The sequence below is a fragment of the Ruegeria sp. AI3 genome (genome assembly GCF_056541245.1).
In genome coordinates this window covers 215,060-240,581 of the sequence record NZ_JBQFYA010000003.1, presented here as the reverse complement: position 1 = coordinate 240,581, position 25,522 = coordinate 215,060, and the positions used below count along the sequence as shown (strand labels likewise).

The following is a 25,522-nucleotide window of genomic DNA, read 5'->3' as shown; positions in this document are numbered from 1 at the left end:
AACCCATACAGTTGCATACCCAAGCAGTGGCTAAGGATTCCGACATATTCGTGCCGCGAAACGGCGTCGCTTAATTTCAAGCGTTTCCAATCGGAAACGAATGAGCGCTATGGCTGCCAGAGCGGCTGATCGGGAACAAACAGCTGCAAACGATCGCCGATATGCAGGTCCCCCGGCCGCTCGACCCAGCCGGTGACCCCCCGCTGCCCCTGCGCGGCCGGTTTGAAGGCGGCACCGTAGCCGCTGTGATCCGCCTCGATCTCACGTCCGGGCAGGACACAAGGTGCGTTTTCCATATCCACTGTAATCGTCAAACCCGCCTCGGACCGCAGGCGCGAGGACGGCGGGATATGAGAAAAGTCAGGGATGCCATTCAACACGATCGAGGCCCCCAAATAGGACGGATCAAGATGGTCCATCTCCATCGCGGCGGCAATCTCGGACAGCTCCTCGGCTGACAGAATCGACACCTGACGGACATTCCGAATCTCGGTGCCTTTCGGGTAGACATTGCTGACACGCACACATGAAGCACGGTTGAGCCCCTCGTGCCGTTCGCCCTGCACCCCTTCAAAGCCAAACTCCAACGTCTCAACGGGCTGAGCGCGCAGCGACTGACCGGCCGGGACGCGCCCCAACCAGACGACCTCGGCAGAGTATTCGGTTTCACGCAGGAACGGCATGGGGTTTTCCTTCTTCATCCATTTGCCCGCATAATGACCAGCAGTTGGTGGATGAAAAGAAAAAACCCGAGGTCTGGACCTCGGGTTTATATGTTTAAGCGGTTGGCTCCGGCTCCATCCCACCTTCGGGCGGAGATTTCTTGGGTTTGGTCTTGGGAATAGCCGTGACGCTGAGCGCGCTGCCCTGATCCGGGCTGTCGCCCTCGTCATCGCCTTCGGTCGGCGCATCCCCGTTCATGACACGCTTGATCTCGTCGCCGGTGAGGGTTTCGTATTCCAACAGGCCCTGCGCCAGACGCTCCCATTCCTCACTCTTGTCGGTCAGGATCTGGTGAGCGCGCTCATAGCCCTGCTGAATCAGGCGCTTCACCTCTTCCTCGATCAGCTCTTTGGTATGGGCCGAGACCGAGAAACCAGCAGTGTTGCCCGAGTAGCCTTCATGGGCTTCGGCGTAGTCGATATTGCCGACCTTGTCCGACATACCCCAGCGCATCACCATCGCGCGCGCCAACTGGCTCGCCTGCATGATGTCACCCGCCGGGCCGTTCGAGACATGGTCTTCGCCATATTTGATGACTTCGGCCGCCTTGCCCGCCATGGTCATGGCCAGCTTCTGCTCACACTCATCACGGTGATAGTTCAGGCGATCCATCTCCGGTAGAGAGACAACCATACCTAGCGCGCCACCGCGCGGAATGATCGTTGCCTTGTAAACTGGGTCGCACATCGGCAGTTCCAGACCAACAACGGCGTGGCCGGCCTCGTGATACGCGGTCTTTTCCTTCTGATCCTGGGTCAGCACCATCGAGCGGCGCTCAGCCCCCATCATCACCTTGTCCTTGGCGTTCTCGAAGTCCTCCATGGTGACAAAGCGGCGGCCCACACGGGCGGCCATCAGCGCGGCCTCGTTCACGAGGTTTGCCAGATCCGCACCCGAGAAGCCCGGAGTACCGCGCGCGATGATGCGCAGGTCAACATCAGGGCCCAGAGGCGTCTTGCGCGCGTGAACACCCAAGATCTTCTCACGGCCTTTGATGTCGGGGTTCCCAACGGTCACGTTCCGGTCGAAACGTCCGGGACGCAGCAGAGCCGGGTCCAGAACGTCTTTACGGTTGGTCGCGGCCAGAATGATCACACCTTCATTGGCCTCAAAACCGTCCATCTCGACCAGCAACTGGTTGAGGGTCTGTTCGCGCTCATCGTTACCACCGCCATAGCCGGCACCACGATGGCGACCAACAGCGTCGATTTCGTCGATGAACACAATACAAGGCGCGTTCTTCTTGGCTTGCTCGAACATGTCGCGGACACGGCTCGCACCGACACCCACGAACATTTCAACGAAGTCAGAGCCTGAGATGGTGAAGAACGGCACACCCGCCTCACCCGCAATCGCACGGGCCAGAAGCGTTTTACCGGTACCCGGAGGGCCAACCAGCAACGCACCTTTTGGGATCTTGCCACCCAGACGGCTGAATTTCTGCGGGTTGCGCAGGAATTCAACGATCTCTTCCAGCTCTTCCTTGGCTTCGTCGATGCCAGCAACGTCATCAAAGGTCACGCGGCCGTGCTTTTCGGTCAGCATCTTGGCCTTGGACTTGCCAAAGCCCATCGCGCCGCCTTTGCCGCCGCCCTGCATCCGGTTCATGAAATAGACCCAGACACCGATCAGCAGCAGGAAGGGCAGCAGAGTGATCAGGAACGACTGGAAGCCTGATTGCTGCTGCTTGACCGCTTCGACCGGGATCTGTTCATCGATCAGCAGTTTCGTGACCTCGGCGTCGCCGGGTTTGATTGTGGTGTAATTCGCGCCGCTTTGTGTGGTGTAGCGAATTTGCTCACCATCCAGCGTGACGTTCTTGACCTCACCGCTTTGAACGGCGCTGACAAAGTCGGAATAGGTGCGTTCATTGCCCTGAAGTGTCCCGCCAGGTCCGCTGAACAAGTTGAACAGTGCAAGGATCAGCAGGAACAGAACGACCCAGAAGGCGATATTACGAGCGTTGCCCAAGGAAATTCTCCTAAAAGATTTCGGCAGACAAGGACCTGCCGGGTTGCTTCTTAAAATAGAGAGGATTGGCTGAGGTTCAATGCGATAAAAAAGATGCGTGAAACTCAGGCCAATCAGGGACCAGATCAGCGCGCCAGCCATTGGCGAATCCGGCTAGGGGTGCGGCCTCAAGAATGTCGCCCCTCCAAACCGCTGGGGACGCTTGCAAAGCAAGCCGTGGACGCCCGGTGGCGCGCCAGTCGGGCAACATCTGCAAGCCGTTTTCACCAAGTGCCCGAATCTCAGCGCCCGGAATATCGGGGCCGGACAGCACCCATCGCGCGTCCCATGTACCCGTGATTTTCGCGGTCAGGCCATCAACCGCGTTGAATTCCCTGCAGATCCACTGTTTTTCTGCCTGAGAAAACAGCAAACAGCCCCCAATTGCACCAGAATCTCCGTTCAGAATGGCCTGCAAGGCCTGATCCACTGCTGATTGGCGCGGCGGGTAACCCGCCCCTGCGATCCACGCCACTGCGCCAACCAGAACCCTGCGGCGGATTTCTTCGGGCAGCGCGGCAAAGCAATCGCGATCCAGCACAACGGACCCGGCATCGACCGTAGCAACCCGTTGGGCGGAGTCCTGCGCATAACGTTCCAACGCCTCACGCGCTTGTGTAAGGTTGTCGGCGACGCGCGTCAGGGTTTCGGCCGAAATACCAAGCGGCTTTAAATCCGACACGGCTTGCCGCGCCTTGATCCGATCAAAGCTGGTATCCTGATTCGAGGGGTCCTCGACCCAATGCGTGCCAATCTCGATCAAATAGGCCCGCAGCCGGTCCCGAGTGATCCCCAGCATGGGGCGCAACAGGTCGATCCCATCGCGGGTCCGAGCGCTTGGCATACCCGACAACCCCGTGACGCCGGCTGAACGGGCCAGTCGCATCAGAAGCGTTTCGGCCTGATCATCCGCCGTATGGCCCAACGCAATCGCTTTTATGTCGTTGCGCTTCGCCCAATCGGTCAGCATGGCATACCGCGCCTGCCGAGCCTGATCCTGCAGGTTGCCTGCACCATCCCAGCCCTGCCAACGCAAAGTGTCGTGGGGGATACCCAACGCGGCGGCCTGTTTTGCAACCGTTCGGGCCTCATCCGCGGACTCAGCGCGTAAACCGTGGTCGACCGTGGCGGCGAATAGTTCCCCCCCCTCATCCGACGCAATACGGTGCAAAAGGTGCATCAGGGCAACCGAGTCCCCTCCGCCCGAGACCGCGATGCCCAGACGCTCCGGCAAACGTTCAGGCAACCGGGCGCGCAGGTCGGATGTCAGTGTGTCGAGTGGCGGGGTCAAGAACACCCCAAGGAGGCCATTTCCTGCACCGCACTTGAGGCTTGACCCGAGGAAGGGAAGCGCACGCCAACCTCGGACAAGGTGATGCAGGCTTGATCGGTCTGGCCCAAACGGCCCAAAGCTGCGCCAAGTTCGAACAGAGCTTCGGGCGCCACGGCACCTTCGGAATCTCCGGTGAAGCTGGCGAGGAATGCACGCGCGGCCTCGCGCGTATCCCCGAGCCCTTCGAGCGCTTTACCGCGGTTCAAATGCGCCTCGGGTGCAAGCGGGCTACCGGGATATGAAGTGTCAAATTGTGCGAACATCGTGGCAGCAGTCTGGAAATCACCATCGGCCAGCGCCTGCGACGCATCGTCAAAATCCGCTCGCTCGCCAACGGCCAGCTCGCCCTGGTCCGAAGTGTTCGGCTCCGTCGGCGCGGGTGTTACCGCAGCGGTGGATTCCCCTTCACCACCCAAAGTCGAGGTCTCACCCAGTGTCGATAGATCGCCGCCTTCCAGCTCAACCAGACGGAACTCAAGATCGCCGATCCGGTTGGTGCCGTCGGTCACGATGTTCTGGACACGCTGGTTCAGTTGCTCGGTCTGACGGGTCAGGCGCTGCAGCTCGGCCTCTATCGCATCGACCCGTTCAAGGATCGAGCTTCCGGACAGGTTCGGCGCGGGAGAGCCGGTGGTCGAAAACTCACGCTTAAGGCGCTGTATCTCGACATGAAGCACCGTCAGCTCCTGCCGGATATCCGCCAGGGTCTGCTGATCCTGTGCTTGCGCCACGCCCGCTGTTGCCACAACTGCGGCCAGAACCCATCCTGCAACTCTCATCGTCTTACCCCAAGGTTGAACCGGTCAGCACCGTCACCGCGCGGCGGTTTTTGGAATAGCAATCTTCGGTGCTGCAAATCTCGATCGGGCGTTCTTTGCCGAAGCTGACCGTCGTCAGACGATTGCCTGCGACCCCACGCGAAATCAGGTATTCACGCGCCGCATTGGCCCGACGTGCGCCCAGCGCAAGGTTGTACTCACGCGTGCCCTGCTCATCCGCGTGACCTTCGATGGTTGCCACGTAATCCGGGTTGGCCAGCAGCCATTCCGCCTGCCCTTGCAGCACCGTCTGTGCCTGCGGCGATAGGGTGGATTGATCGACCGCGAACAGGACACGATCCCCGACCGTCTGCTGGAAATAGGCGGGTGAGCGCGGATCACTAGGAGAGCCCGCGACAATCGAGCCGCTACCACCAGCGCCGCTGCCACCCAAAGCCGAAGGATCATTGTTGGTACAGGCCGCGACCACGCTCAGCGCGCCCAAGGCCAGGATTTTGCCCAATACGTTCATCTCAAGTGCCTCGTTGTTTTGTTTGTTGCCGCCTGTCTATCACAGCGACTGTTTCTTGTGAACTTTGCCGCGCAGTGGCGGCGATCAATTCTGCAATGGCCCCCAGGACGGGTCGCTGCCGCCATCCGGCGTGCGCACGGGGCGCAGGTTTCGACCCGAGATATCCACGGAATAGAGCGTCGCCCGTCCACTTGCGCCCTGCGTCTCGCGCGTGAACATGATGACGCGGCCGTTTGGCGACCACGTCGGGCCTTCGTCGAGGAAGGACGATGTCAGCAGGCGCTCCTCGCTGCCATCGGTGCGCATCACGCCGATATGGAACCGACCTTTGTTCTGCTTGGTGAAGGCAATCAAATCACCGCGTGGCGACCAGACCGGCGTACCATACCGCCCCTGACCAAAGCTGATCCGCGTCGCTTCACCCCCATTTGCCGCCATCACGTAAAGCTGCGGCGTGCCCGAGCGGTCGCTTTCAAACACGATCTGGCTTCCATCCGGCGAATAGCTGGGCGCGGTTTCAATCGCAGGCGTGTTGGTCAGGCGGCTGCTTTGGCCTGAGGCCAGATCCATCCGCCAAAGATCGGTGTTGCCGCCCTGAATCAGCGAATACACAATCGACCGCCCGTCCGGCGAAAAACGCGGAGAAAAGCTCATGGTGCCGTCCTGCGTTTGCAGCTCGCGCCGCTGCACACGACCGACATCCAGAATGTAGATCCGCGGGCTGCCGCTTTCATAGCTGGTATAGAGCAGTTGCTCGCCAGTCGGCGAAAAGCGCGGGGCCAGAACGATGGCCGCGCTATCCGTCATATACTGAACATTGGCCCCATCATAATCCATGATAGCCAACCGTTTGAGGCGCTGGTTCTTCGGGCCGCTTTCTGACACAAACGCAACGCGACTATCGAAATAGGCGCCCTCACCGGTGATCCGGCTGTAAACCTGATCAGCGACTTTATGCGCCATGCGCCGCCAGCCATCTGTGGTGCCCGCCAACTGCAGGCCGTTTCCAAGCTCCTGTCCCGAGAACACATCCCAGACCCGGAACCGAACCGTCAGCCGCTTGCCCGAGACGTTCACCGCCCCTGTCACCAAAGCCTGCGCGTTGATCGCTTTCCAATCGGCAAACTGGACCGGAGCGTCAAAGCTGCTGACCCGGCTGATAAACGCGTCCGAGGAGATTTCGCGGAATAACCCCGTTCCGGTCAGATCCGCTGCGACGACACGCGAGATATCGTTGGCGTACTGCGTCGCTGCCGGGCCATCGGGCACGAAGTTGGGAACCGCAAAGGGCATCGGCTCGATGATGCCTTCGTCGATTTCCAACCGCAGGGGGCTGTTCTGAGCGTAAACCGGAGCCGACACGAGGGTCAGCCCAAGAAAGAGGCTGGTCAGAAATTTCATCATTTGATCCGCATCCTCTCGGGATTGAATGTAATCTCAATATCCTGCCAGTGATTGTATTTGTCAGCAGGCAGATCATATCCACGCGCGCCACAGCGCAAAATTGCGCGTCGGGCCGCCTGATAGGCTTGATTTTCGGCACCCGAAGCGCCGCCAGAGCTATTCAGCAAACGAATACTCTCGCTGATAATCGTGCCATCTCGATTGAGTGAGAACGCAACCGTTACCACCACGTTCAGCGCATCGGTCGACAGCGATCCAACATTCCAGCAACGCGAGACCGCAACGCGCATCGCGTCCTTTTCACCGCTGGTGAGCGGTGGGCCGGAGGGTTCAGTTCCACCCGCCAATGCTTCGGACAACGCGTCATTGATGGCGTCACTATTGTCCGGCGCAGGCGTTGGCGTGGGCTTTTCCGGGGCCGGTTCGGGGGTTTCTGCAACCTCAGGCGCGGGTTCAGGACGGTTGGGCCGCACACGCGGACGCGGCGAGGTCAGAGGCGCTGGCTCGTTGGTCTCTTCGGCCTCAGTCACGATCTCGGGCGCGGCTTCTTCCGGGGCCGTCTGATCTTGTTGCTCTTGCTGCGTCTCAGCGCCTTCATCCAGTGAGACCGGGGGCGTTTCCACCTCGGCCGGTTCAGCCTCGGGCGGAGGCGGCGCGATGGCCTCTGGGGCGACACGCTCAGCCGGGCTGGGTTGCGCTTCAGGTCCCGGCGGCACCGGCAAGGCGGCCGTTTCCGGTTCCGTCAATGTCGGAGGTTCTTCGGGTAGCTCAGGCTCGGGCGGAACCTCGACCGTTTCGGGGACAGTCTCAGGCTCCGGCTCTGCGGGCGTCACCGGTTCAGGACGTGGTTGTTCTTCCGGTGTCACCTCGGGGGTGCTGACCTCAGGTTCCGGCGCGTCGGGTTGTTCCAGAGTACCCGGCGACTCCGGCAACTCAGGCGCATCGCGCTGCGCCGTGAGCGCTGCGAATTGCTCAGCCGAAATCACGGAAACATCCTGCACTTGTGTCGGCAGCGGCTCGGATCGGAAGGTGCCGCCGAACAACGCCCAGCCGATCAGGCTGACATGCGCAATCGCTGAAATCTTGGTGCCGGTATCCACCGCGCGACCCCACCTTTACCCATCGTCCAGCGTCGGCCCGCCGGTATCCGTCACCAGACCCACATTCGAAAACCCGCCCGCATTCAACGCGCCCATCACCTGCATCACCTGCGCGTAGGGGATCGCCCCATCCGCCCGCAGGAAGACACGGTCACTGCTGCGCTCAGCCGCTATGGCGCGCAAACGTCCGATCAGCTCTTCGCGCGCGATATCCGTAGTCTGGATCTGAATACGGCCATCGGCGGTCAGCGTGACGGTCAGCGGTTCCTCACTATCGCCGGGCAAGGCGCTTGCGGCAGTCTTGGGCAGGTCAACCGGCACACCAACGGTCAGCAGAGGCGCTGCGACCATGAAGATGATCAACAGCACCAGCATGACGTCGACAAACGGCGTGACGTTGATCTCAGCCATCGGCTGGGCGCGACCACGCCGCCGTCCGCGCCTACGTCCGTTCCCGCCCGAGCTTTGCTGAACCGCGGCCCCCATGGTTAGCTGTCCAACTGGCGCGACAAGATGGTGGCGAATTCATCGGCAAAGGCCTCATAGCCTCCGACGATTCGGTCACTATCGGCGCTGAGCTTGTTGTAGAAAATCACAGCTGGGATCGCGGCCAGCAGGCCAAGACCAGTTGCCAGCAAAGCTTCGGCAATGCCGGGGGCCACAACGGCGAGGTTGGTATTCTGCTGCTCGGCAATCTCGATAAAGGCGTTCATGATGCCCCAGACCGTACCAAACAGACCAATGAACGGAGCGGTTGAGCCGACAGTCGCCAAGATCGGCAGACCTTTCTGCAGTGTCTCCGCTTCTTTCGCGATTGCCACATCCATGGACCGGTCGATCCGAGCCGTCGCCCCGGCGATCAAACCGCCATCCGTGCGATGCGACCTGCGCCATTCGATCATACCTGCCGCAAAGATCTTCTCAGAACTGCCATCGGGCTGCGAGCCGATCTGCTCAAACAACTCATCGAGCGGGTTGCCAGACCAGAAGCTCTCATCAAATTTCTGCGCCTCACGCCGAGCCGCACGGTAGTTGATGAGCTTCTGGATGATGATGCCCCAAGACCAGATCGACGCCGCGATCAGCATTAGCATCACCAATTTTACGATAAAGGTCGCGCGGGCATACAACCCCCACATGGAGAAATCGATCTCCTGCGCCAGCGCCAGCGTTTCAGCTTCCATGAACCTGCTCTTTTTTGCCTGATGGCCGTTTGTTTGGCCTTGTTTTGCCAAACGCTAACGCAGTTGGGGTTGAAAAGCCAACAGAACCACCCCCGGCTGCGAAAATGTTACATCAATGCGCGAATCTCTGCCGGAAGGCGGATTGGTTTGCCGTCTTTGTTGATGCAAACCGCCGTGACCGAAGCGCGGAAAATATCGGTCTCACCCCGTTTCACAAGCTGCGCCATGGTCAGGCGCACGCCGGAAATCTCGGTCACTTCAGTTTCGACGATCAATTCGTCGTCAAACTTGGCGGGTGACAGGTAGTCCGCCTCGACCCGCCGTACGACCCAGACGATCCCCTCATCCCGCATGGCGTTCTGGTCATTGCCCAAACGGCGCACCCAGTCCGAGCGCGCACGTTCGATGTAGCGCAGGTAGTTCGCGTGATAGACGACCCCGCCCATGTCGGTGTCCTCATAGTAAACGCGAACTGGAAAGATGTGCTTCATTGCGGCAGCTCCAACCGGGCAAACAGGCGAAGCGCGTACGAGGCATCCTGCGCCGACCCCGGCAAAATCGGATCGTAAGCGGCCCGGATCAGGCCCGCAATATCCGGGCGCAGGATCGTCGCCTCACCCGCCACAGCCAGAGGCGATTGCTTTCGAAACGCCGTATCCGACCAGAGCAGAATGGTCTGCACCACTTGACTGAGCGCCAGAGTCTCGGCCGGGACTTTGGACAGCTCTTTATCCACGCGCAGAAACACAAAGGCCGCGCGGATCGCGCCGTCTTCTTCGAACCGGAAGATGCGGTATTGATTGGCATCCGCTGCCACCAGACGCTCAACCAAAGGCGCAAGATCGGGGACAAGACGATCCAGATCCGGAACCTCCAGCAACTCCTGCCAGTCGCGGAAGAAAAAGACCATGCAATTGGCGCCCAGCTCTGGGTCCGTTTCGGCCATCTTGTGACCGGCCAGCGTCACCACGGCCTCGAACGCGCCTTTGACGGTTGCCAGCGTCTCATCCTCGACACCGAAAACGATCGGTACAATGGGACGACCCCACCGCGCAAACAGGAACTCTCCGCTTTCGCGCGTAAACAGCGCCTCGATCTCGTCCGGTGTCACGCCCAGCCTTTCATCATTTTAACAATGCTCTCACCGAAGACTTAAAATTTCTGGGTGATGCCTTCAACCAAACAGATCGCTCTGACCCTTTGGTGCAGCCATGCCCAAATGCGTCCACGCCTTCTGCGCCAACATCCGCCCGCGCGGCGTGCGTTGGATCAGTCCCTGCTGCAGCAAATATGGTTCGATCACTTCCTCAAGCGAGTCTCGGCTTTCCGACAAGGCCGCCGACATCGTCTCAATCCCAACCGGACCACCGCCATAGTTCTCGGCGACCAGTTTCAGATACCGGCGGTCTGCGCCATCCAACCCGAGATGATCGACGCCCAATCGGGTCAGCGCCCCATCGGCCAATTCACGCGTAATCCGCCCGTCGCCTTCGACGATCGCGAAATCCACCACACGCCGCAGCAGCCGCCCTGCGATCCGGGGCGTGCCGCGCGACCGCCGCGCTATCTCGCGCGCGCCGTCGTCGTCTGATGGCGCGCCCAGCTTGCGGGCGTTGCGGGTGACGATCTCGTGCAATTCATCGACCGTGTAGAACTGCAACCGGGTCGGGATACCAAAACGGTCGCGCAGCGGCGTGGTCAGCAGACCCATCCGCGTGGTGGCTCCAACCAGCGTAAACGGCTGCAACTCGATCCGAACGGTACGGGCAGCTGGACCTTCGCCTATTACCAGATCGAGTTCAAAATCCTCCATCGCGGGATAGAGAACTTCCTCGACCGCCGGGTTCAAGCGATGGATTTCATCGATAAACAACACATCCCGCGCTTCCAGATTGGTCAGGATCGCCGCTAGGTCGCCCGCCTTGGCCAGAACCGGACCAGAGGTCATACGGAAATTCACCCCCAACTCGCGCGCCATGATTTGCGCCAGCGTGGTTTTCCCCAAACCCGGAGGACCATGGAACAGGGTATGATCCATCGCCTCGCCGCGCTGCTTGGCGGATTGGATGAAGATGCGCAGGTTTGCACGCGCCTCGGCCTGACCAATGAACTCATCCAGCCCTTGCGGACGAAGGGCGCGGTCATTGTCCTCGGGCAGAGGGTCAGGCCGCAGCGTGGGATTGGCATCTACCATTCAATCACCCTTTCGGAGCCAGCAGCTTGAGCGCCGCGCGGATCAATTCAGCCTCACCCGCGTCGGGCAGATTGGCCGCCGCCTCCGCCACGGCTGAGGCCGCCTCGGATGGGCCATATCCCAAATTCGACAAAGCCGACAACGCCCCCGCAGAGGCCGCCGCCGATCCCGAGGCCGGTTTCGCGGTCCGCTTCGGCGCTGATTGCGGCTCGACGGTCTCAACAACCTCCAACGCTGGGCCGTCCATCGCCTCGGTCACGGTGCCGCCCATCGCCATTACTCCCGGCGCCTTGTCCTTAAGGTCCAGCACGATGCGCTGAGCGGTCTTCGGACCGACCCCCTTGGCAGCCTTCACCGCGCCCCAATCGCCCAGAGCAATCGCGCGGCTTACCCCATCCGACCCCAACGCGCTGAGAATAGCCAGCGAGACCTTGGCCCCGACGCCCTGAACCGAACACAGCAGTCGATGCCATTCCTTCTCGATCAGGGAGAGAAAACCATAAAGCTGCATCAGATCTTCACGCACGACCATGTCAGTATAGATCGAGACAGCCTCACCCACGCCTGGCAACGCAGCCATGGTCCTGTCCGAGCAATAGACGATATAACCCACGCCCCGCACGTCGATCAGGATGTGATCTGCGGCGCGATAATCTAGACGCCCTGTCAGTTTACCGATCATGCCCTCACCTCTTTCACACGCGGCTGCTGTGTCTTGCCGTAATACGCATGACAGATCGCGATCGCCAATGCATCCGCCGCGTCCGCACCCTTGGGCAAACACCCTGGCAGCTGCAGCTTGACCATGTGCAGGACCTGCTCTTTCTCGGCATGCCCAACGCCAACGACGGTTTTTTTGACCCGGTTCGGAGCATATTCCCCCACCGGCAGCCCGGCCTGCGCCAGCGTCAGCAATGCAACACCTCGCGCCTGACCCAGTTTGAGCGTCCCGGCACCATCCTTGTTCACGAAAGTCTGCTCGATCGCAGCTTGGTCGGGCCTGTATTCGGCGATGACCTCGACAATCTGATTGTACAGAGACAGCAGCCGCTCGCCCAGATCATCCCCGTCAGATTTGCACAAACCGTTCGAAACGTGGCTCAACCGGCTGCCATTTGATTCGATGACGCCCCATCCCAGGGTCCTAAGCCCCGGATCAATGCCCAGAATTCGCATGCTTCGCCTCAGCCCGCTCGGGTTTTGTGATCTTTTTTCAACGGATAGCACGAAGCGTGAACATTTTCCAAGCGAATTGACCCTAAGTCTGAAAACGACACCGCCATCCCGTGCGCGACACAAAGGACGGTTTGCGACTTCGAAAAGTCTGAAATCGACACTTATATGAACCCAATTTAACCATGTTTTTAAGGTGCTTACAGATTTGGCAAGCGTTGCAAAAACTGCATAGGACACATGCAAAAAATGCTATTGCGCGGGCAAATCTTCGACACTAGATGCCGCTCAGATCGCAAGATCAAATGTTCACACAAACCAGAAGGAAACAGGATATGGCCGCACTGGACTCGACCCGCATCGCCACCACTGGCTCATTCGGCCTCGTTGGCCGTATCGGCACATTTTTCACATCGGTTGCACATGCCGCCGGCGATTGGAATGACGCCCGCGTAACACGCAACGTGCTGACCGGTCTGAGCGACCGCGAACTGGATGATATCGGCCTGTGCCGCGGCGACATCGACGTCATCGCCGAAGGCCGCCGGTAAGACGACCCCCTCGCTATACGCCCTTTCTCCTCCCTGTGGGGCGCAAAGAAACACCGCGAGCCGAAAGGCCGCGGTGTTTTCTGTTTCAGCTTGTGCTTAATAGAGAACTTTGTTGAGCTGAACCGAGAGGAACTGTGAAACCGGGTCGATCTGCATGATCCAAGCGCCTGCCTGTTCGACTTGGGTGCCTTCTTTCAAGCTGTCGATGCGGTATTGATATCCTGAGGGACCGAGGCTGGACAAAAGAAACGCCTTGAAGCCGAAAACCGCAAGAATTGTAAACACCAATACTTTAGCCGGAACCGCTGAGCGGACCCTTTGCGGCTTCATCACCACCAGACCATCTTTGCGCATCGTTGCGCGATAGCCTTTGCTGAGTTTCGAGTGCTTCTTGTTCAGACGCTGAACGCGCTGATCAAATTCCAGTTGTTTTCCCGCCATGGCAGCCTCCACAAAACCGCCCCCCATCAAAATGATTAAAAAAGGGTAAGCATAGATTGCGACAAAAACGTGGCGCGACTCTAGAAAACTCCTGTAAATGGCCCCGATTTAGCCCTGTTTACTTAAGATTAGCGTCGTCCATTCACCAATCTCACCTCGATGATGCAGATTGAAGCCATTCTGGGAATAAACATTCACAACATCATCGGCCTGTTCGTTCAGGATTCCCGACAGGATCGCAAAGCCATCAGCCCGCAGATTCGCCGAGATTTCCGGCGACAGAGCGACCAGCGGACCCTTCAGGATGTTGGCGAAAATCAAGTCATAGGGCGCGTGCGCGTTCAGGTCCGGGTGATCGAAGCCAGCGGCCTCGACACAGTGAACCTGACCGGACATGCCATTGGCCTTCAGGTTCGCTTCGGCCACATCAACGGCAACTTGATCAATATCACTGGCGATGATGTCGCCTTCCCAGACACGCGCAGCCGCCATGGCCAGCACGGCAGTCCCACACCCGATATCGGCGACTTTGCTGGCCGAGAACCCTTCGTCCAGTAACTGATCCAGCGCCTTCAGACAGCCCAGAGTGGTTCCGTGGTGGCCGGTACCAAAGGCCATCGCGGCCTCGATCAACAGGGGGATGCGGTCTTCGGGCAGTTTGTCGGCATCGTGGCTGCCATAGACAAAGAACCGACCCGCTTCGACCGGGGCCAGTTCGCGGCGCACATGGGCGACCCAGTCGGTTTCGGGCAGTTCAGACACCACAAAGGGCTTGGCCTCAAACGCCGCAGCCAGCACGGCCAGCGCCGTCTCATCAGGGGCTTCGGTGAAATACCCGCCAACCTCCCACAGGCCTGAGCCATCTTCGACCTCAAAAACGCCAACGCCAGTGGGTTCGGGATCCAGACGCTCCATCGCTTCGCCAAGACCTTCGGCGGGTTTTTTGCCGGTCAGCGTGGTAAGAGCGGTGAATGTGGGCATGGGGGCCTCCTGTCTGGGTCACGACAGCGCCTAGGGCGTGGGCCCGCCAAGGTCAAGCTCTTGCGCCTATTCGGCGGGGGCCGGCGCGTACTTGGTCAGGATCGTCTCATTGCCCCGTTCAGGATGGCGCGGGATCAGCAGAGACAGGGCGAGCGAGATCATTGCCATCGCCGCCGCCAGTGCAAACACTGCACCCGGTGAGGCCACCCAAAGCAACCCAAGCAGCGCAGGCAGGAACACGGCCGCGATATGGTTGATGGTAAACGCCACGGCGGCCGTCGGTGCGATATCGGCGGGATCGGCGATTTTCTGGAAATAGGTCTTCAGGGCCAAAGCCAGCGCGAACAGTACATGGTCGATCACATAGAGTGTCGCGGCTAAAACCACGCCCCACCCAAACCAGTAGATGCCACCATAGGCTGCGAAAACGATGGCCAGCCCGGCATATTCGAAGATCAGCGTCCGACGTTCACCAAATTTGGAAACCGCTTTGCCCAGCATCGGAGCCGCGGCCATATTGATCACGAGGTTGATCAGATACAGGCTGGTGAGTTCGTGCACCTCGAACCCGAATTTCTCGACCATCATGAAGCCAGCAAACACCACAAAGATCTGACGGCGCGCGCCCGCCATGAATTGGAGCGCGTAATACAGCCAGTAGCGTTTGCGCAGGATCAGCTTTTTGGTCTGCGGCGTCGGCGCGTCGAATTGCGGATAGGCCAGCAGGCAAAACAGAGCCAAAAGCGCCGTCGCACCGCCCGCCATCATGAAGACGAAGTTGTAGGACAGGTCGAACCGATCCCATGTCAGGACGATCAGCCCATAGACCACTGCCGTCGCAGCCGAGCCCATCGCCACAAGCCATCCCAGAATCTGCGGCGCGCGGTCCTTTGGAATCCATTGCAACTGCAGCGACTGGTTGACCGTCTCGTAGTAGTGAAAGCCGATCGAGCTAAAGAGCGTTACGAATAGCAGCCCACCAAGGCTTGGGAACCATGCAGTCACCGCCGTCGCCACGCCCAGCATCATCAGCGAGATCATGGCCAGCACCTGCTCCCGCACAAAGATGATCACAGCGATCACACCGACGGCCAGAAAACCCGGTATTTCCCGCACAGTGTGCAACAAGCCAATATCTGCGCCATCGAAATTCGCCACTTCGATGACAAAGTTGTTCAAAAGCGCGCTCCACCCATTGAACGCAATGGGCATAGTCAGCGCCATCATGAACAGCAGCGTGATCGGGCGCCGCCAAAACGGCAGGCTTTGCGCCTCGGAAAGTGGCATTGGTTTCAACATGCGACTCCCTCTACGCCGATTTTTGCGCTTTGGCGAGAGGAGAGATCCCGGCGCACATCCGCTCTGCGCCTATGCAGAGGTTAGTAGAAGTTCTGCGGGTCGATATCGACGGTCAGGCGGATATCCCCTTTCAGGCGCAGAGGCGCGATCCAGCGGGCGATGGCGTCCTGAATGGGCGCACCCTTGGGGGCCTTGACCAAAAGGCGTACTCGATGCCTGCCCCGGATGCGGGCAATCGGCGCAGGGGCCGGACCAAAGACCTGAGCGCCAATCTCGCGCAACGGCGCATCATTACGCGCCATCGCGTTGCCGATATCAAAGACCGGAGCGACCTCGGGGCCAGACAGCACGATCCCCGCCATGCGCCCGTAGGGCGGCACACCAGCGGCTTGGCGACCGGCTGCTTCGGCTTTCCAGAAGCCTTCCTCATCACCCGACAGAATGGCGCGGATGACCGGATGCTCGGGCTGAAACGTTTGCAACAGCGCCTGCCCCGGCTTGTCTGCGCGCCCCGCACGTCCGGCCACCTGCCGCATCAATTGAAACGTCCGCTCTGCCGCGCGCAAATCCGCTCCATGCAGGCTGAGATCGGCATCAATCACCCCCACCAGCGTCAGTTTGGGAAAATTATGCCCCTTGGCCACCAGTTGCGTGCCGATGACGATATCTGCATCCCCTTCGGCGATCTCTTCAATCTTGGCCTTCAGCGCACGGGCCGAGCCGAACAGGTCGGAGCTGAGCATCGCGATCTTGGCCTCGGGGAAGGTCGCCTCGGCCTCTTCCGCCAGCCGTTCGATCCCCGGCCCGACCGGGGCCAGTTTCCCTTCGACCCCGCAAGAGGGGCATGCCTCGGGCATCGGCTTGGTCTCGCCGCATTGATGGCACATCAGGCGCTTGAGGAACCGGTGCTCCACCATCCGCGCGTCGCAGTGATCGCAGGCGATCTGCTCCCCACAGGCTCGGCACAAAGTAACCGGTGCATAGCCCCGGCGGTTGATGAACAGTAGTGATTGTTCACCCTTTTCGATCCGTTGCTGCACCGCCTGCCGCAAGGACGGGGAAATCCACGTCCCTGGCTGCATCTGCTCGGCGCGCATGTCGATCGGTTTCATCTCGGGCAGCACCGCCGCCCCGAAGCGTGAGGTCAGATCCAGCCGCTCATACTTGCCCGCCTCGGCATTGGCCCAGCTTTCCAACGAGGGCGTCGCGCTAGCCAGAATCACTCGCCCGCCGCAAATGGCCGAGCGCAGAACCGCCATGTCTCGCGCGCTATAGTGCACGCCGTCTTCCTGTTTATATGAGGTGTCGTGTTCCTCATCGACCACAACCAAGCCCAAATCACGGAATGGCAGGAACAGGGCCGAGCGCGCGCCCACCACCAGTTGCGCATCACCCTGCCCGACCATCCGCCAAACCCGGCGACGCTCGGTCATCGTAGCCCCTGAGTGCCACTCGGCTGGGCGGGCACCAAACCGGGCCTCGACGCGGGTCAGGAATTCGGCCGTCAGCGCAATCTCGGGCAGCAGAACCAGCGCTTGGCGTCCCATGCGCAGCGCTTCGGCGACGGCCTCCAGGTAGACCTCGGTCTTGCCCGAACCGGTCACACCTTTCAGCAGCGTTGTGCCGTAGGTGCCGGTCCGCTGGCCAGCCTGCAGTCGCGCCACGGCTGCCGCCTGATCCTCGGTCAGGTATTTGCCGGGCAACTCGGGATCGAGATGAGGATAGGGTAGATCGCGTGGACTGTCCTCTTCCCGAACAGCGGCCAGTTTGACCAACCCTTTGACGACAGAGGTGGTTACCCCGGCCTGCTCGGCCAATTCCTTTAAGGTGAAGGCCAGCCCGCCATATTCTTTCAACACCTCGAGCACCCGGGTGCGGGCATCGGTCATCCGATCCGGTTCAGACGCACCCAACCGGTAGACTTTGCGCATCGAGGGCGGATCCCCCAAGCCCGGCGCGCGGGTCGCAAGACGAAGCATCGCAGGCATCGGTGTCAGCGTGTAGTCCGCCACCTTTCCCAGAAACACCCGCATCTCTTCGCGCATGGGCGCAACTTCAAGCACCCGGATCACGGACCGTGCTTTGGTCAAATCGAACCCGCCCTGCCCCGGCCCCCAGACCACGCCCAGCACCTTGCGCGGCCCCAATGGCACCTCGACAAACGCACCCAGAAAGCACCCGCCCTCGGGCGCTTTGTAGTCCAACGTCCGGTCCAGCGGCTGGGTTGTCAGCACTGCAACCAGCTCTCCTTCGTCGAAAAATCCGTTAGCGCTCACAGCATATCCTATGCAGGGGGTTCCAGCAGGGGTCTCTTTGAGGTAAAGCCATCCGCGACCAAGGCCAACCCATCAAAGGACTGCCCGCATGAAATTCTTCGTAGACACCGCCGAGATCGACGCCATTGCCGAACTGAACGACTTGGGCATGGTGGACGGCGTCACCACCAACCCTTCGCTGATCCTGAAATCAGGCCGCGACATTCTGGAAGTCACTAAAGAGATCTGTGATCTGGTCGACGGCCCCGTCTCCGCCGAAGTTGTCGCCACCGAGGCCGATGACATGATCGCCGAAGGCCGCAAGTTGGCCAAGATCGCGCCGAACATTGCGGTCAAAGTACCGCTGACATGGGCCGGCCTGAAAACCTGCAAAACCCTTAGCGACGAAGGCCAGATGGTCAATGTGACGCTGTGTTTCTCAACCAATCAGGCCCTTCTGGCCGCCAAGGCAGGCGCGACCTTCATCTCGCCCTTCATTGGCCGTTTGGACGACATCAACCTCGACGGCATGGATCTGATCGCCGATATCCGTCAGGTCTATGACAACTACGGGTTTGAGACCGAAATCCTCGCCGCCTCGATCCGTACCGTGAACCACGTGACCGACAGCGCGCGCATTGGTGCCGACGTGATCACCGCCCCTCCGGGCGTGATCAAGAAGCTGGCTGACCACCCGTTGACGGACAAAGGCCTAGAAACCTTCCTGGCCGACTGGGCCAAGACCGGTCAGAAAATCCTCTGATCCAATGCACGCCCGCGCGATGCCGTCAGGCGTCGCGCCCGGCCCAACTGTGCGGGGCTGATCTCTGATCGGCGCCAAACAGGCGGGAGCGCTTCGGACACAGCGCAAAATGAAATCCACTCATGCGTGCATTTTTTCCAAGGCAAGTCCGGTTGGGCGTGCTATAAACCGCCAAAACAAAAAAACGACCGGACGGGATATGAGCAGCAACCCAAAACTCGAGGACAACCTCCGAGCCGCAATTCTGGCCAAGCCTGATGCTTTGCTGGATGATAAAGATCTGATGCAGGCACTGGTAGACGCCAATGAACAGGCCCGAGGCGACAACGTCATCGACCTGCGCGGCATCGCCATGCAACGGCTCGAAGCCAGACTGGACCGTTTGGAAGACACGCACCGGTCCGTCATCGCCGCAGCCTACGAAAACCTGGCCGGGACCAACCAAGTCCACCGCGCCATTCTGCGTCTTCTAGAACCGGTTGAGTTCGAAAACTTCCTGCGCGTGCTTGGCGAGGATGTTGCCGAAATCCTGCGGGTCCAACGCATCACACTGGTTTTGGAAACCACCGCCCTTATGGACGATCCCGCCATCGACAAACTGGGCGGCACGCTGACCGTCGTCGAACCGGGTTTTGTCGACCAATACCTAACCTATGATCGCGGCGGTCCCGCGCGCGACGTAATCTTGCGCGAAATTCAGAAGCCCAACCAACGGGTATTTGGCACTCTTGCCGCTCAACTCAGGTCCGAAGCTTGCCTGAAGCTAGATCTCGGATCCGGTCGCCTGCCCGGTCTGATTGTCATGGGGGCCTCGGACCCGAGGCACTTCACGCCGCAACTTGGCACCGATCTGTTGTCGTTTTTTGCTGGCGTGTTCGAACGCTCAATGCGCCACTGGCTGTCGTGAGCCTGATCTCGCCAGCTTGCCGAGACGCCCTCCAACACTGGTTGGAGAGCCTGGGCGCACTGGCGGGACGGTCTCAGAACACCCAAACCGCATATCGCGGGGACGTCACCGATTTCCTCTCCTTCATGACCCTCTACCACGGAGACCGTCAGGGCATCGCCGCGCTCGAACGCATCACCGTCTCGGACATGCGCGCATGGATGGCCGATCAGCGCCAAAGCGGTGTGGGCGCGCGCTCTCTGGCGCGAAAACTGTCAGCCGTCAAAAGCTTCTACCGCTGGCTGGCCGAGCGTGAAGGCTTCGAACCCACTGCCGTCCTTTCGACCCGCGCGCCAAAATTCACCAAAAAACTCCCGCGCCCTCTGGCCGAGGACGCAGCCCGCGCCATGATCGAAACGGTCGAGTTGCAATCCAGCAATGACTGGATCTCAGCCCGTGATGTGGCTGTTGTCACGCTGCTGTACGGCTGCGGATTGCGCATTTCCGAGGCGCTGTCTCTGACCGGTGCAGATGCCCCCCTGCCGGCAACCCTGCGCATTACAGGCAAAGGCGACAAAGAAAGGATCGTCCCTGTCCTTCCTGCCGCCCGCGAAGCGGTGGACCACTATCTCCAACTCTGCCCGCACCTGAAATCAGACAACCTTGCCCTGTTTCGCGGTGTCCGGGGTGGAGCGCTCAATCCCCGCGCGATCCAAGAGGTCATGTCTAAGGCCCGCATGCAGCTCGGCCTGCCCGCGACCGCAACGCCCCATGCCATGCGGCATAGTTTTGCCACGCATCTGCTCTCAGCGGGTGGGGATCTGCGCGCTATTCAAGAGCTTCTGGGCCACGCCTCGCTATCCACTACCCAGACCTATACGGCCGTCGACACCGCCCGCCTGATGGAGGTCTATAACCGCGCCCATCCAAAGGCCTGAGGTCCAAAAGCACGGCATCCTCAATGTCCTTGCAACCAAACTGTCTTTTTGCTTTGCATCTGCCCCTCACATCCTTCATGACACGGGCATGACACTTAGATTCAAAGCGCTTGCCGTTCATCTTTTCACCGCAACCGGAGCCGTTTTCGCAATGCTCGCCATGCTGGCGGCCGTGGATGAAGAATGGAGCCTGATGTATCTGTGGCTTGTGGTGTCCTTCATCGTCGACGGCATCGACGGCCCCTTGGCCCGCCATTATCACGTCAAGAAAAATGCGCCCGAGTTTGATGGTGTCCTGTTGGATCTCATCATCGACTACCTGACCTATGTGTTCATACCGGCCTATGCACTGTTCAAATCCGGCTTGATGGATGGCTGGACAGGATGGTTTGCGATCATCGTCATCACATTCGCCAGCGCCATGTACTTTGCCGACACGCGGATGAAGACCAAAGACAACTCGTTCTCCGGCTTTCCCGGATGCTGGAACATGTTTGTCATCGTGATCTTCGCGCTCGAGCCAAACTTCTGGGTCAGCCTCGTTTTGGTAACCCTTCTGGCCGTCGCCATGTTCCTGCCTCTGAAATTCGTCCACCCCGTTCGCACCGAGCGCTGGCGCAGCGTGACCCTGCCCATGGCACTGGCCTGGACCTTCTTTGCCGGTTGGGCAGCCTGGGTAGATTTCCACCCGGAAAGCTGGGCGCATTGGGGGCTGGTTGTGACCAGCCTGTATCTGGTCTTCGCAGGCATTGCGCAGCAGATCATTCCGCAACGCAAAAGCGCCGATTACAAAACGTCCTGAACCTCAAACTCGGTCCCGTTATGGGTGAAGACGTCGCCCGCCTGCAAGCCAATCATGGCCAGATAAATCGGGCTCTGGGTTGAGATACCCATATAGGTCTTGCCGTCCACATCGAAGCGAGTGGTCGAGACGCAGACAACAAAACGGCGATTGTTGAACTTGATGACCGCGCCGGGCTGAACCGTATCAGTGATACCGAAATTGGTGTTCTCGATCACGTCTATCTTGGCGTGATGCGCGTGTACCGGTGCGTCGAACGCCGCAGCAAGGTCCGCATTCTCGCGCGAGGCTGCGATATCATCCTTGTCATGCCCTTCTCGGTCATCCAGTTGGGCATCTTTCAAAAAGGCGTCGTAATGCGCCTGGGCCGTGGCCAGTTCCTGCGCCTCCAGCGACATCAGTCGGTCAATGATGGCTTTCTTTTCTGCGGCGCGTTCTGCTTGGTCGGTCATTCAGTGGGATCCTTCGAAATCTCCTTTTGAAACAAGGTGAGGCTCGAAACGTTGGAATGCAACAGGTTTTCACCGATCAGATCAACAGACCCGCCGCCTTTTCGTGCAGCAACAGGGCCACTTTGGTCTCAACCCCGCCGTCGCCCGAGAACCCGCCCAACCCATTGGCCGCAAGAACACGATGGCACGGAATGATGACAGGGATCGGGTTCGCCCCACATGCCTGCCCCACCGGCTGAGGCGGCTGACCCAGTTCCCTGGCGATATCCCCATAAGTGCGGGTTTCACCAAGCGGGATCGCGTACATCAAATCACAGACCTGACGCTGAAACTCAGACCCTGAAATATGATAAGGCAGATCGAACCGCTCAAGCCGCCCCTCATCATAGGCCGTCAACTGAGCCGCCGCTTCACGCAACAATGGCGTCTCAGACCCGTCGCTCACGCCATCCCAGACAAGACGCGTGATCGCCCCGTCCTGTTCCTCAACCCCAAGACACCCAAACCGGGTCTGTATCGCAATCATCGGCATGACCGAAGGCTGCCAGCCTTTACAGGCAAAGCGCAACCCATAACGCGCCGCGCCCGCCTCTTCTTCTGTTCAAAAATACCTCGGAGCGCGAGGCAGAGCCTCGCAAAAGACCCCGCCCACCACACTCACGAGGTGCTTTGGCTCAGCGCTTCATCACAACGCCCACAAACGCCCGCATGACCATGCCGTCCCACGTCGGGCAGAATCTTCCAGCAGCGTTGGCATTTGTCGCCTTCCGCCTTCTCAAAAACTACACCCACGCCCTCAATCTCGGGCACACGGAAGGCTTCGGCCGGGGCCGGATCCTCGGAGACTGTCAGGCCCGAGGTGATGCAAAGATCATCCACATCAAAAGTCGCCAGCAGCGCAACTGTGTCCTGATCTTCGACATGCACGATCGGAGCAGCCTCGAGGCTAGACCCAATCACTTTGTCCTGACGCTGAACCTCCAGCGCAGCGGTCACGGCGCGGCGAACACGGCGGACCTTGGCAACAGCCTCTTCCAACCCGGCATCACGCCAATCAGCCGGTGTTTCCGGGAAATCCACCAGATGAACCGAACTGTCGTCGCCGGGGAACCGCTCCAACCAGACCTCTTCCATGGTGAACACCAGAACCGGCGCCAGCCATGTGGTCAGGCGGTGGAACAGGATATCCAACACGGTGCGCGCCGCGCGGCGACGCAGGCTGTCACCGTCGCAATACAGCGCGTCCTTGCGAACGTCGAAGTAGAAGGACGACAAATCAACCGTGGCAAAGGTGAAGACCGCGCTGAACACGCCCTGAAAGTCGAACTCTGCATAGCCCTTGCGGACTTGGTTATCTAGATCGGCCAGGCGGCTGAGGACCCAACGCTCCAGACGCGGCATATCCTCGGGCGACACGCGGTCGGCCTCGTTGAAGTCGGCCAATGATCCCAGCATGAAACGCATGGTGTTACGCAGACGGCGATAGCTGTCGGCGGTGCCCTTCAGGATTTCCGGCCCAATCCGCTGGTCGGCGGTATAGTCGGTTTGAGCCACCCAGAGGCGCAGGATATCGGCGCCGTATTGCTTGACGACCTCTTCCGGCACGATGGTGTTGCCCAGCGATTTGGACATCTTGTTGCCCTTGGCATCCAGCGTGAAGCCATGGGTTACCACGTTGCGGAAGGGCGCACGGCCTTTGGTCCCGCAGGCCTGCAGCATCGACGAATGGAACCAACCTCGGTGCTGGTCGGTGCCTTCCATGTAGACGTCCGCAATGCCGTCATCGGTGCCATCCTCACGGTCACGCAGAACGAAAGCATGGGTTGAGCCCGAGTCGAACCAAACGTCCAGCACGTCGAACACCTGATCGTAGTCCTCAGGGTTGGCGATGCCGTCCAGCACCTGCTCTTTGAAGCCTTCAGTGTACCAGATATCCGCGCCGTCCTTCTCAAACGCCGCCTTGATGCGCGCGTTGAGGTCTTCGTTGCGCAGCAGGTAATCCGCGTCGGTGGGCAGAGCGCCTTTCTTGGTAAAGCAGGTCAGCGGCACACCCCAGGCGCGCTGGCGCGACAGAACCCAGTCCGGGCGCGCTTCGATCATGGAATACAGGCGGTTACGACCGGTCTGCGGCGTCCATTTCACCAGTTCATCAATCGATCGCAGGGCGCGTTCGCGGATGGTGTCGCCCATCTCACCCATGCCATCGTCCAGCTTGCGGTCAACGGATGCAAACCACTGTGGCGTGTTCCGATAGATGATCGGAGCCTTCGAGCGCCACGAATGCGGATAGCTGTGCTTGATCTTGCCACGCGCCAGTAGCCCTCCGACTTCGACCAGCTTGTCGATGACAGCTTTGTTCGCGTCACCCTCGCCACCCTTGCGGGACAGGATGTATTTGCCACCAAAGAACGGCAGATCGGCGCGGAACGAGCCGTCGTCCATCACATTGTAAGTAATGACCTGCTCAAGCATGCCCAGATCGCGATAGAGTTCGAATTCCTCCATCCCGTGCGACGGCGCACAGTGGACAAAGCCGGTGCCTTCGGTATCGGTCACGAACTCAGCGGCGCGGAAGTCGCGGATGTCATCCCATTCGCCATTGCCGCCTTCGGCCCCGGCCAGCGGGTGTGTCAGTTGCACACCTGCCAGCTCATCACCGGTCACATCGCGGACACGCGTCCACTGGTCGTCATTCAGACGCGCACGGCCCAGCACGTCGGCGGCCAGATTGTCAGCCAGCAGGAATTTGTCACCCGCAGCGGCCCAGCATTCCTCGGGCGCGCCGATGACTTCGTAGAGGCCGTATGAGATGTCCTTGCCATAGACGACCGCCTTGTTAGACGGCATGGTCCAAGGGGTCGTGGTCCAGATTACAACAAATGCGTTATCCAAATCGCCCGCATTCACGACCTTGAACTTCACCCAGATGGTGAAGCTTTCCTTGTCGTGATACTCGACCTCGGCCTCGGCCAGCGCGGTCTTCTCGATGGGCGACCACATAACGGGTTTTGAGCCCTGATAGAGCGTACCGTTCATCAAGAACTTCATGAACTCATCCGCAATCACGGCCTCGGCATGGTAGTCCATGGTGATGTAGGGATCGGGCCAGTTGCCGGTGATGCCCAGGCGCTTGAACTCTTCGCGCTGGATGTCGATCCAGCCTTCGGCGAACTTGCGGCACTCCTGACGGAAGTCGACGATGTTCACCTCGTCCTTGTTCTTGCCCTTCTTGCGGTACTGTTCCTCGATCTTCCACTCGATGGGCAGACCGTGACAATCCCAACCGGGCACATAGCGCACGTCGAAGCCCATCATCTGATGGGACCGCACGATCATATCCTTAATGGTCTTGTTCAGCGCGTGGCCGATATGCAGGTGGCCGTTCGCGTAGGGTGGGCCATCGTGCAGGGTAAAGGGCGTGCGGCCCTCTTTCTCGCGCAGGCGGTCATATACGCCAATCTTTTCCCAACGCTCCAGCCATGCAGGTTCGCGCTTGGGCAATCCGGCGCGCATAGGGAATTCGGTCTTGGGCAGGTTCAGCGTGTCTTTGTAGTCAGGTGTCTGGATCGTGTCGGCGCACATTGGGGGCGTCCTTTGGATGATCTGGTCGTACTAGGATCGAAGCGGTCGGTGCGAAGTCTCAAACACCTTTGCCCGGCGTCTCAGAGGGTCAGAGCGCCGGGGATATAATTCGAATAATGATGGCCATCCGGTTATACATGGGGGCGCTTATAAGCCGCCCA

26 protein-coding genes are annotated in these 25,522 nt (G+C 59.8%); 5 read left to right on the top strand and 21 right to left on the bottom strand.

Features of this window, described 5'->3' with window-relative positions; translation table 11 throughout:
- Nucleotides 1-107: 107 nt before the first annotated feature.
- The 14 genes from ACRZ95_RS07180 to ruvC form a co-directional block, all read right to left on the bottom strand.
- Nucleotides 108-683 carry an MOSC domain-containing protein gene (locus ACRZ95_RS07180; RefSeq protein ID WP_170677300.1) on the bottom strand — a complete coding sequence of 192 codons (576 nt, stop codon included), beginning with the start codon at nucleotides 681-683 and terminating at the stop codon, nucleotides 108-110.
- Between the two features lie 94 nt (nucleotides 684-777).
- On the bottom strand, nucleotides 778-2,694 hold the full coding sequence (ftsH, locus tag ACRZ95_RS07175) for an ATP-dependent zinc metalloprotease FtsH (protein ID WP_170677043.1): 1,917 nt from the start codon (nucleotides 2,692-2,694) through the stop codon (nucleotides 778-780).
- A gap of 76 nt (nucleotides 2,695-2,770) precedes the next feature.
- The gene (gene tilS, locus ACRZ95_RS07170) at nucleotides 2,771-4,030 is read right to left on the bottom strand and encodes a tRNA lysidine(34) synthetase TilS (RefSeq protein ID WP_480554729.1); all 1,260 of its coding nucleotides are present in this window, start codon (nucleotides 4,028-4,030) and stop codon (nucleotides 2,771-2,773) included.
- Nucleotides 4,021-4,845 (bottom strand): tol-pal system protein YbgF, encoded by an 825-nt coding sequence (gene ybgF, locus ACRZ95_RS07165; RefSeq protein WP_170677039.1) that lies wholly within the window; start codon nucleotides 4,843-4,845, stop codon nucleotides 4,021-4,023. The genes tilS and ybgF overlap by 10 nt, the downstream gene beginning before the upstream one ends.
- A gap of 4 nt (nucleotides 4,846-4,849) precedes the next feature.
- Nucleotides 4,850-5,356 carry a peptidoglycan-associated lipoprotein Pal gene (gene pal / locus ACRZ95_RS07160; RefSeq protein ID WP_170462258.1) on the bottom strand — a complete coding sequence of 169 codons (507 nt, stop codon included), beginning with the start codon at nucleotides 5,354-5,356 and terminating at the stop codon, nucleotides 4,850-4,852.
- An 84-nt stretch (nucleotides 5,357-5,440) separates the two neighbouring features.
- Nucleotides 5,441-6,760, bottom strand: coding sequence for a Tol-Pal system beta propeller repeat protein TolB (gene tolB / locus ACRZ95_RS07155; RefSeq protein WP_170677037.1), 1,320 nt, complete (start codon nucleotides 6,758-6,760; stop codon nucleotides 5,441-5,443).
- Nucleotides 6,757-7,860, bottom strand: coding sequence for an energy transducer TonB (locus ACRZ95_RS07150; RefSeq protein ID WP_170677035.1), 1,104 nt, complete (start codon nucleotides 7,858-7,860; stop codon nucleotides 6,757-6,759). Before ACRZ95_RS07150 ends, tolB begins: the two co-directional genes overlap by 4 nt.
- A 15-nt stretch (nucleotides 7,861-7,875) precedes the next feature.
- Nucleotides 7,876-8,346, bottom strand: coding sequence for a protein TolR (tolR, locus tag ACRZ95_RS07145; protein WP_170472004.1), 471 nt, complete (start codon nucleotides 8,344-8,346; stop codon nucleotides 7,876-7,878).
- A 2-nt stretch (nucleotides 8,347-8,348) separates the two neighbouring features.
- Nucleotides 8,349-9,044, bottom strand: a complete 696-nt coding sequence (gene tolQ / locus ACRZ95_RS07140) for a protein TolQ (protein WP_170377803.1) — start codon at nucleotides 9,042-9,044, stop codon at nucleotides 8,349-8,351.
- Nucleotides 9,045-9,151: 107 nt separating this feature from the next.
- A complete protein-coding gene (ybgC, locus tag ACRZ95_RS07135) occupies nucleotides 9,152-9,535 on the bottom strand; it encodes a tol-pal system-associated acyl-CoA thioesterase (RefSeq protein WP_170472006.1) in 384 nt (127 codons plus the stop codon).
- On the bottom strand, nucleotides 9,532-10,155 hold the full coding sequence (locus ACRZ95_RS07130; RefSeq protein WP_170677033.1) for a hypothetical protein: 624 nt from the start codon (nucleotides 10,153-10,155) through the stop codon (nucleotides 9,532-9,534). The genes ybgC and ACRZ95_RS07130 overlap by 4 nt, the downstream gene beginning before the upstream one ends.
- A gap of 63 nt (nucleotides 10,156-10,218) precedes the next feature.
- The gene (ruvB, locus tag ACRZ95_RS07125; protein ID WP_170677031.1) at nucleotides 10,219-11,238 is read right to left on the bottom strand and encodes a Holliday junction branch migration DNA helicase RuvB; all 1,020 of its coding nucleotides are present in this window, start codon (nucleotides 11,236-11,238) and stop codon (nucleotides 10,219-10,221) included.
- A gap of 4 nt (nucleotides 11,239-11,242) precedes the next feature.
- The gene (gene ruvA / locus ACRZ95_RS07120) at nucleotides 11,243-11,920 is read right to left on the bottom strand and encodes a Holliday junction branch migration protein RuvA (RefSeq protein WP_170677029.1); all 678 of its coding nucleotides are present in this window, start codon (nucleotides 11,918-11,920) and stop codon (nucleotides 11,243-11,245) included.
- Nucleotides 11,917-12,414 (bottom strand): crossover junction endodeoxyribonuclease RuvC, encoded by a 498-nt coding sequence (gene ruvC / locus ACRZ95_RS07115; protein WP_170677027.1) that lies wholly within the window; start codon nucleotides 12,412-12,414, stop codon nucleotides 11,917-11,919. Before ruvC ends, ruvA begins: the two co-directional genes overlap by 4 nt.
- Before the next feature lie 332 nt (nucleotides 12,415-12,746).
- Between ruvC and ACRZ95_RS07110 the strand changes: the two genes are divergently transcribed.
- Nucleotides 12,747-12,962, top strand: a complete 216-nt coding sequence (locus tag ACRZ95_RS07110; protein ID WP_170677025.1) for a DUF1127 domain-containing protein — start codon at nucleotides 12,747-12,749, stop codon at nucleotides 12,960-12,962.
- 96 nt (nucleotides 12,963-13,058) lie between these two features.
- Here ACRZ95_RS07110 and ACRZ95_RS07105 read toward each other — a convergent pair whose 3' ends face one another.
- The 4 genes from ACRZ95_RS07105 to ACRZ95_RS07090 all read right to left on the bottom strand — a co-directional run bounded on the left by ACRZ95_RS07105 (nucleotide 13,059) and on the right by ACRZ95_RS07090 (nucleotide 17,959).
- Nucleotides 13,059-13,403: a hypothetical protein gene (locus tag ACRZ95_RS07105; protein ID WP_170677023.1), complete on the bottom strand. Its 345-nt coding sequence runs from the start codon at nucleotides 13,401-13,403 to the stop codon at nucleotides 13,059-13,061.
- Between the two features lie 108 nt (nucleotides 13,404-13,511).
- Nucleotides 13,512-14,384 (bottom strand): 50S ribosomal protein L11 methyltransferase, encoded by an 873-nt coding sequence (locus ACRZ95_RS07100; protein WP_170665744.1) that lies wholly within the window; start codon nucleotides 14,382-14,384, stop codon nucleotides 13,512-13,514.
- Between the two features lie 66 nt (nucleotides 14,385-14,450).
- Entirely contained in the window at nucleotides 14,451-15,683 is a 1,233-nt protein-coding gene (locus ACRZ95_RS07095; RefSeq protein WP_170677021.1) for an MFS transporter, read from the bottom strand.
- 80 nt (nucleotides 15,684-15,763) lie between these two features.
- Nucleotides 15,764-17,959 carry a primosomal protein N' gene (locus ACRZ95_RS07090; protein ID WP_170677019.1) on the bottom strand — a complete coding sequence of 732 codons (2,196 nt, stop codon included), beginning with the start codon at nucleotides 17,957-17,959 and terminating at the stop codon, nucleotides 15,764-15,766.
- Nucleotides 17,960-18,047: 88 nt separating this feature from the next.
- Between ACRZ95_RS07090 and fsa the strand changes: the two genes are divergently transcribed.
- The 4 genes from fsa to ACRZ95_RS07070 all read left to right on the top strand — a co-directional run bounded on the left by fsa (nucleotide 18,048) and on the right by ACRZ95_RS07070 (nucleotide 21,327).
- Complete coding sequence (gene fsa, locus ACRZ95_RS07085) at nucleotides 18,048-18,701, top strand: fructose-6-phosphate aldolase (RefSeq protein ID WP_170677017.1); 654 nt, start codon at nucleotides 18,048-18,050, stop codon at nucleotides 18,699-18,701.
- 199 nt (nucleotides 18,702-18,900) lie between these two features.
- The gene (locus ACRZ95_RS07080; RefSeq protein WP_170677015.1) at nucleotides 18,901-19,608 is read left to right on the top strand and encodes a DUF484 family protein; all 708 of its coding nucleotides are present in this window, start codon (nucleotides 18,901-18,903) and stop codon (nucleotides 19,606-19,608) included.
- A complete protein-coding gene (locus tag ACRZ95_RS07075; RefSeq protein WP_170677013.1) occupies nucleotides 19,605-20,525 on the top strand; it encodes a tyrosine recombinase XerC in 921 nt (306 codons plus the stop codon). Before ACRZ95_RS07080 ends, ACRZ95_RS07075 begins: the two co-directional genes overlap by 4 nt.
- An 88-nt stretch (nucleotides 20,526-20,613) precedes the next feature.
- A complete protein-coding gene (locus ACRZ95_RS07070) occupies nucleotides 20,614-21,327 on the top strand; it encodes a CDP-alcohol phosphatidyltransferase family protein (RefSeq protein ID WP_170639292.1) in 714 nt (237 codons plus the stop codon).
- Here ACRZ95_RS07070 and ACRZ95_RS07065 read toward each other — a convergent pair.
- The 3 genes from ACRZ95_RS07065 to ileS form a co-directional block, all read right to left on the bottom strand.
- The gene (locus tag ACRZ95_RS07065; protein WP_170377775.1) at nucleotides 21,312-21,779 is read right to left on the bottom strand and encodes a hypothetical protein; all 468 of its coding nucleotides are present in this window, start codon (nucleotides 21,777-21,779) and stop codon (nucleotides 21,312-21,314) included. The genes ACRZ95_RS07070 and ACRZ95_RS07065 overlap by 16 nt on opposite strands.
- Nucleotides 21,780-21,855: 76 nt before the next feature.
- Entirely contained in the window at nucleotides 21,856-22,311 is a 456-nt protein-coding gene (locus ACRZ95_RS07060) for a methylated-DNA--[protein]-cysteine S-methyltransferase (protein ID WP_170677011.1), read from the bottom strand.
- Between the two features lie 125 nt (nucleotides 22,312-22,436).
- Entirely contained in the window at nucleotides 22,437-25,361 is a 2,925-nt protein-coding gene (gene ileS / locus ACRZ95_RS07055) for an isoleucine--tRNA ligase (protein WP_170677009.1), read from the bottom strand.
- Nucleotides 25,362-25,522: the final 161 nt, after the last annotated feature.

Bases quoted from the DNA above. Each gene is read 5' to 3' on its own strand.
- ACRZ95_RS07180 (WP_170677300.1), bottom strand. From the start codon at position 683: ATGCCGTTCCTGCGTGAAACCGAATACTCTGCCGAGGTCGTCTGGTTG.
- ybgF (WP_170677039.1), bottom strand. From the start codon at position 4,845: ATGAGAGTTGCAGGATGGGTTCTGGCCGCAGTTGTGGCAACAGCGGGC.
- pal (WP_170462258.1), bottom strand. From the start codon at position 5,356: ATGAACGTATTGGGCAAAATCCTGGCCTTGGGCGCGCTGAGCGTGGTC.
- tolB (WP_170677037.1), bottom strand. From the start codon at position 6,760: ATGATGAAATTTCTGACCAGCCTCTTTCTTGGGCTGACCCTCGTGTCG.
- tolR (WP_170472004.1), bottom strand. From the start codon at position 8,346: ATGGGGGCCGCGGTTCAGCAAAGCTCGGGCGGGAACGGACGTAGGCGC.
- tolQ (WP_170377803.1), bottom strand. From the start codon at position 9,044: ATGGAAGCTGAAACGCTGGCGCTGGCGCAGGAGATCGATTTCTCCATG.
- ybgC (WP_170472006.1), bottom strand. From the start codon at position 9,535: ATGAAGCACATCTTTCCAGTTCGCGTTTACTATGAGGACACCGACATG.
- ruvB (WP_170677031.1), bottom strand. From the start codon at position 11,238: ATGGTAGATGCCAATCCCACGCTGCGGCCTGACCCTCTGCCCGAGGAC.
- ruvA (WP_170677029.1), bottom strand. From the start codon at position 11,920: ATGATCGGTAAACTGACAGGGCGTCTAGATTATCGCGCCGCAGATCAC.
- ruvC (WP_170677027.1), bottom strand. From the start codon at position 12,414: ATGCGAATTCTGGGCATTGATCCGGGGCTTAGGACCCTGGGATGGGGC.
- ACRZ95_RS07110 (WP_170677025.1), top strand. From the start codon at position 12,747: ATGGCCGCACTGGACTCGACCCGCATCGCCACCACTGGCTCATTCGGC.
- ACRZ95_RS07105 (WP_170677023.1), bottom strand. From the start codon at position 13,403: ATGGCGGGAAAACAACTGGAATTTGATCAGCGCGTTCAGCGTCTGAAC.
- ACRZ95_RS07100 (WP_170665744.1), bottom strand. From the start codon at position 14,384: ATGCCCACATTCACCGCTCTTACCACGCTGACCGGCAAAAAACCCGCC.
- ACRZ95_RS07095 (WP_170677021.1), bottom strand. From the start codon at position 15,683: ATGTTGAAACCAATGCCACTTTCCGAGGCGCAAAGCCTGCCGTTTTGG.
- fsa (WP_170677017.1), top strand. From the start codon at position 18,048: ATGAAATTCTTCGTAGACACCGCCGAGATCGACGCCATTGCCGAACTG.
- ACRZ95_RS07080 (WP_170677015.1), top strand. From the start codon at position 18,901: ATGAGCAGCAACCCAAAACTCGAGGACAACCTCCGAGCCGCAATTCTG.
- ACRZ95_RS07070 (WP_170639292.1), top strand. From the start codon at position 20,614: ATGACACTTAGATTCAAAGCGCTTGCCGTTCATCTTTTCACCGCAACC.
- ACRZ95_RS07065 (WP_170377775.1), bottom strand. From the start codon at position 21,779: ATGACCGACCAAGCAGAACGCGCCGCAGAAAAGAAAGCCATCATTGAC.
- ACRZ95_RS07060 (WP_170677011.1), bottom strand. From the start codon at position 22,311: ATGCCGATGATTGCGATACAGACCCGGTTTGGGTGTCTTGGGGTTGAG.
- ileS (WP_170677009.1), bottom strand. From the start codon at position 25,361: ATGTGCGCCGACACGATCCAGACACCTGACTACAAAGACACGCTGAAC.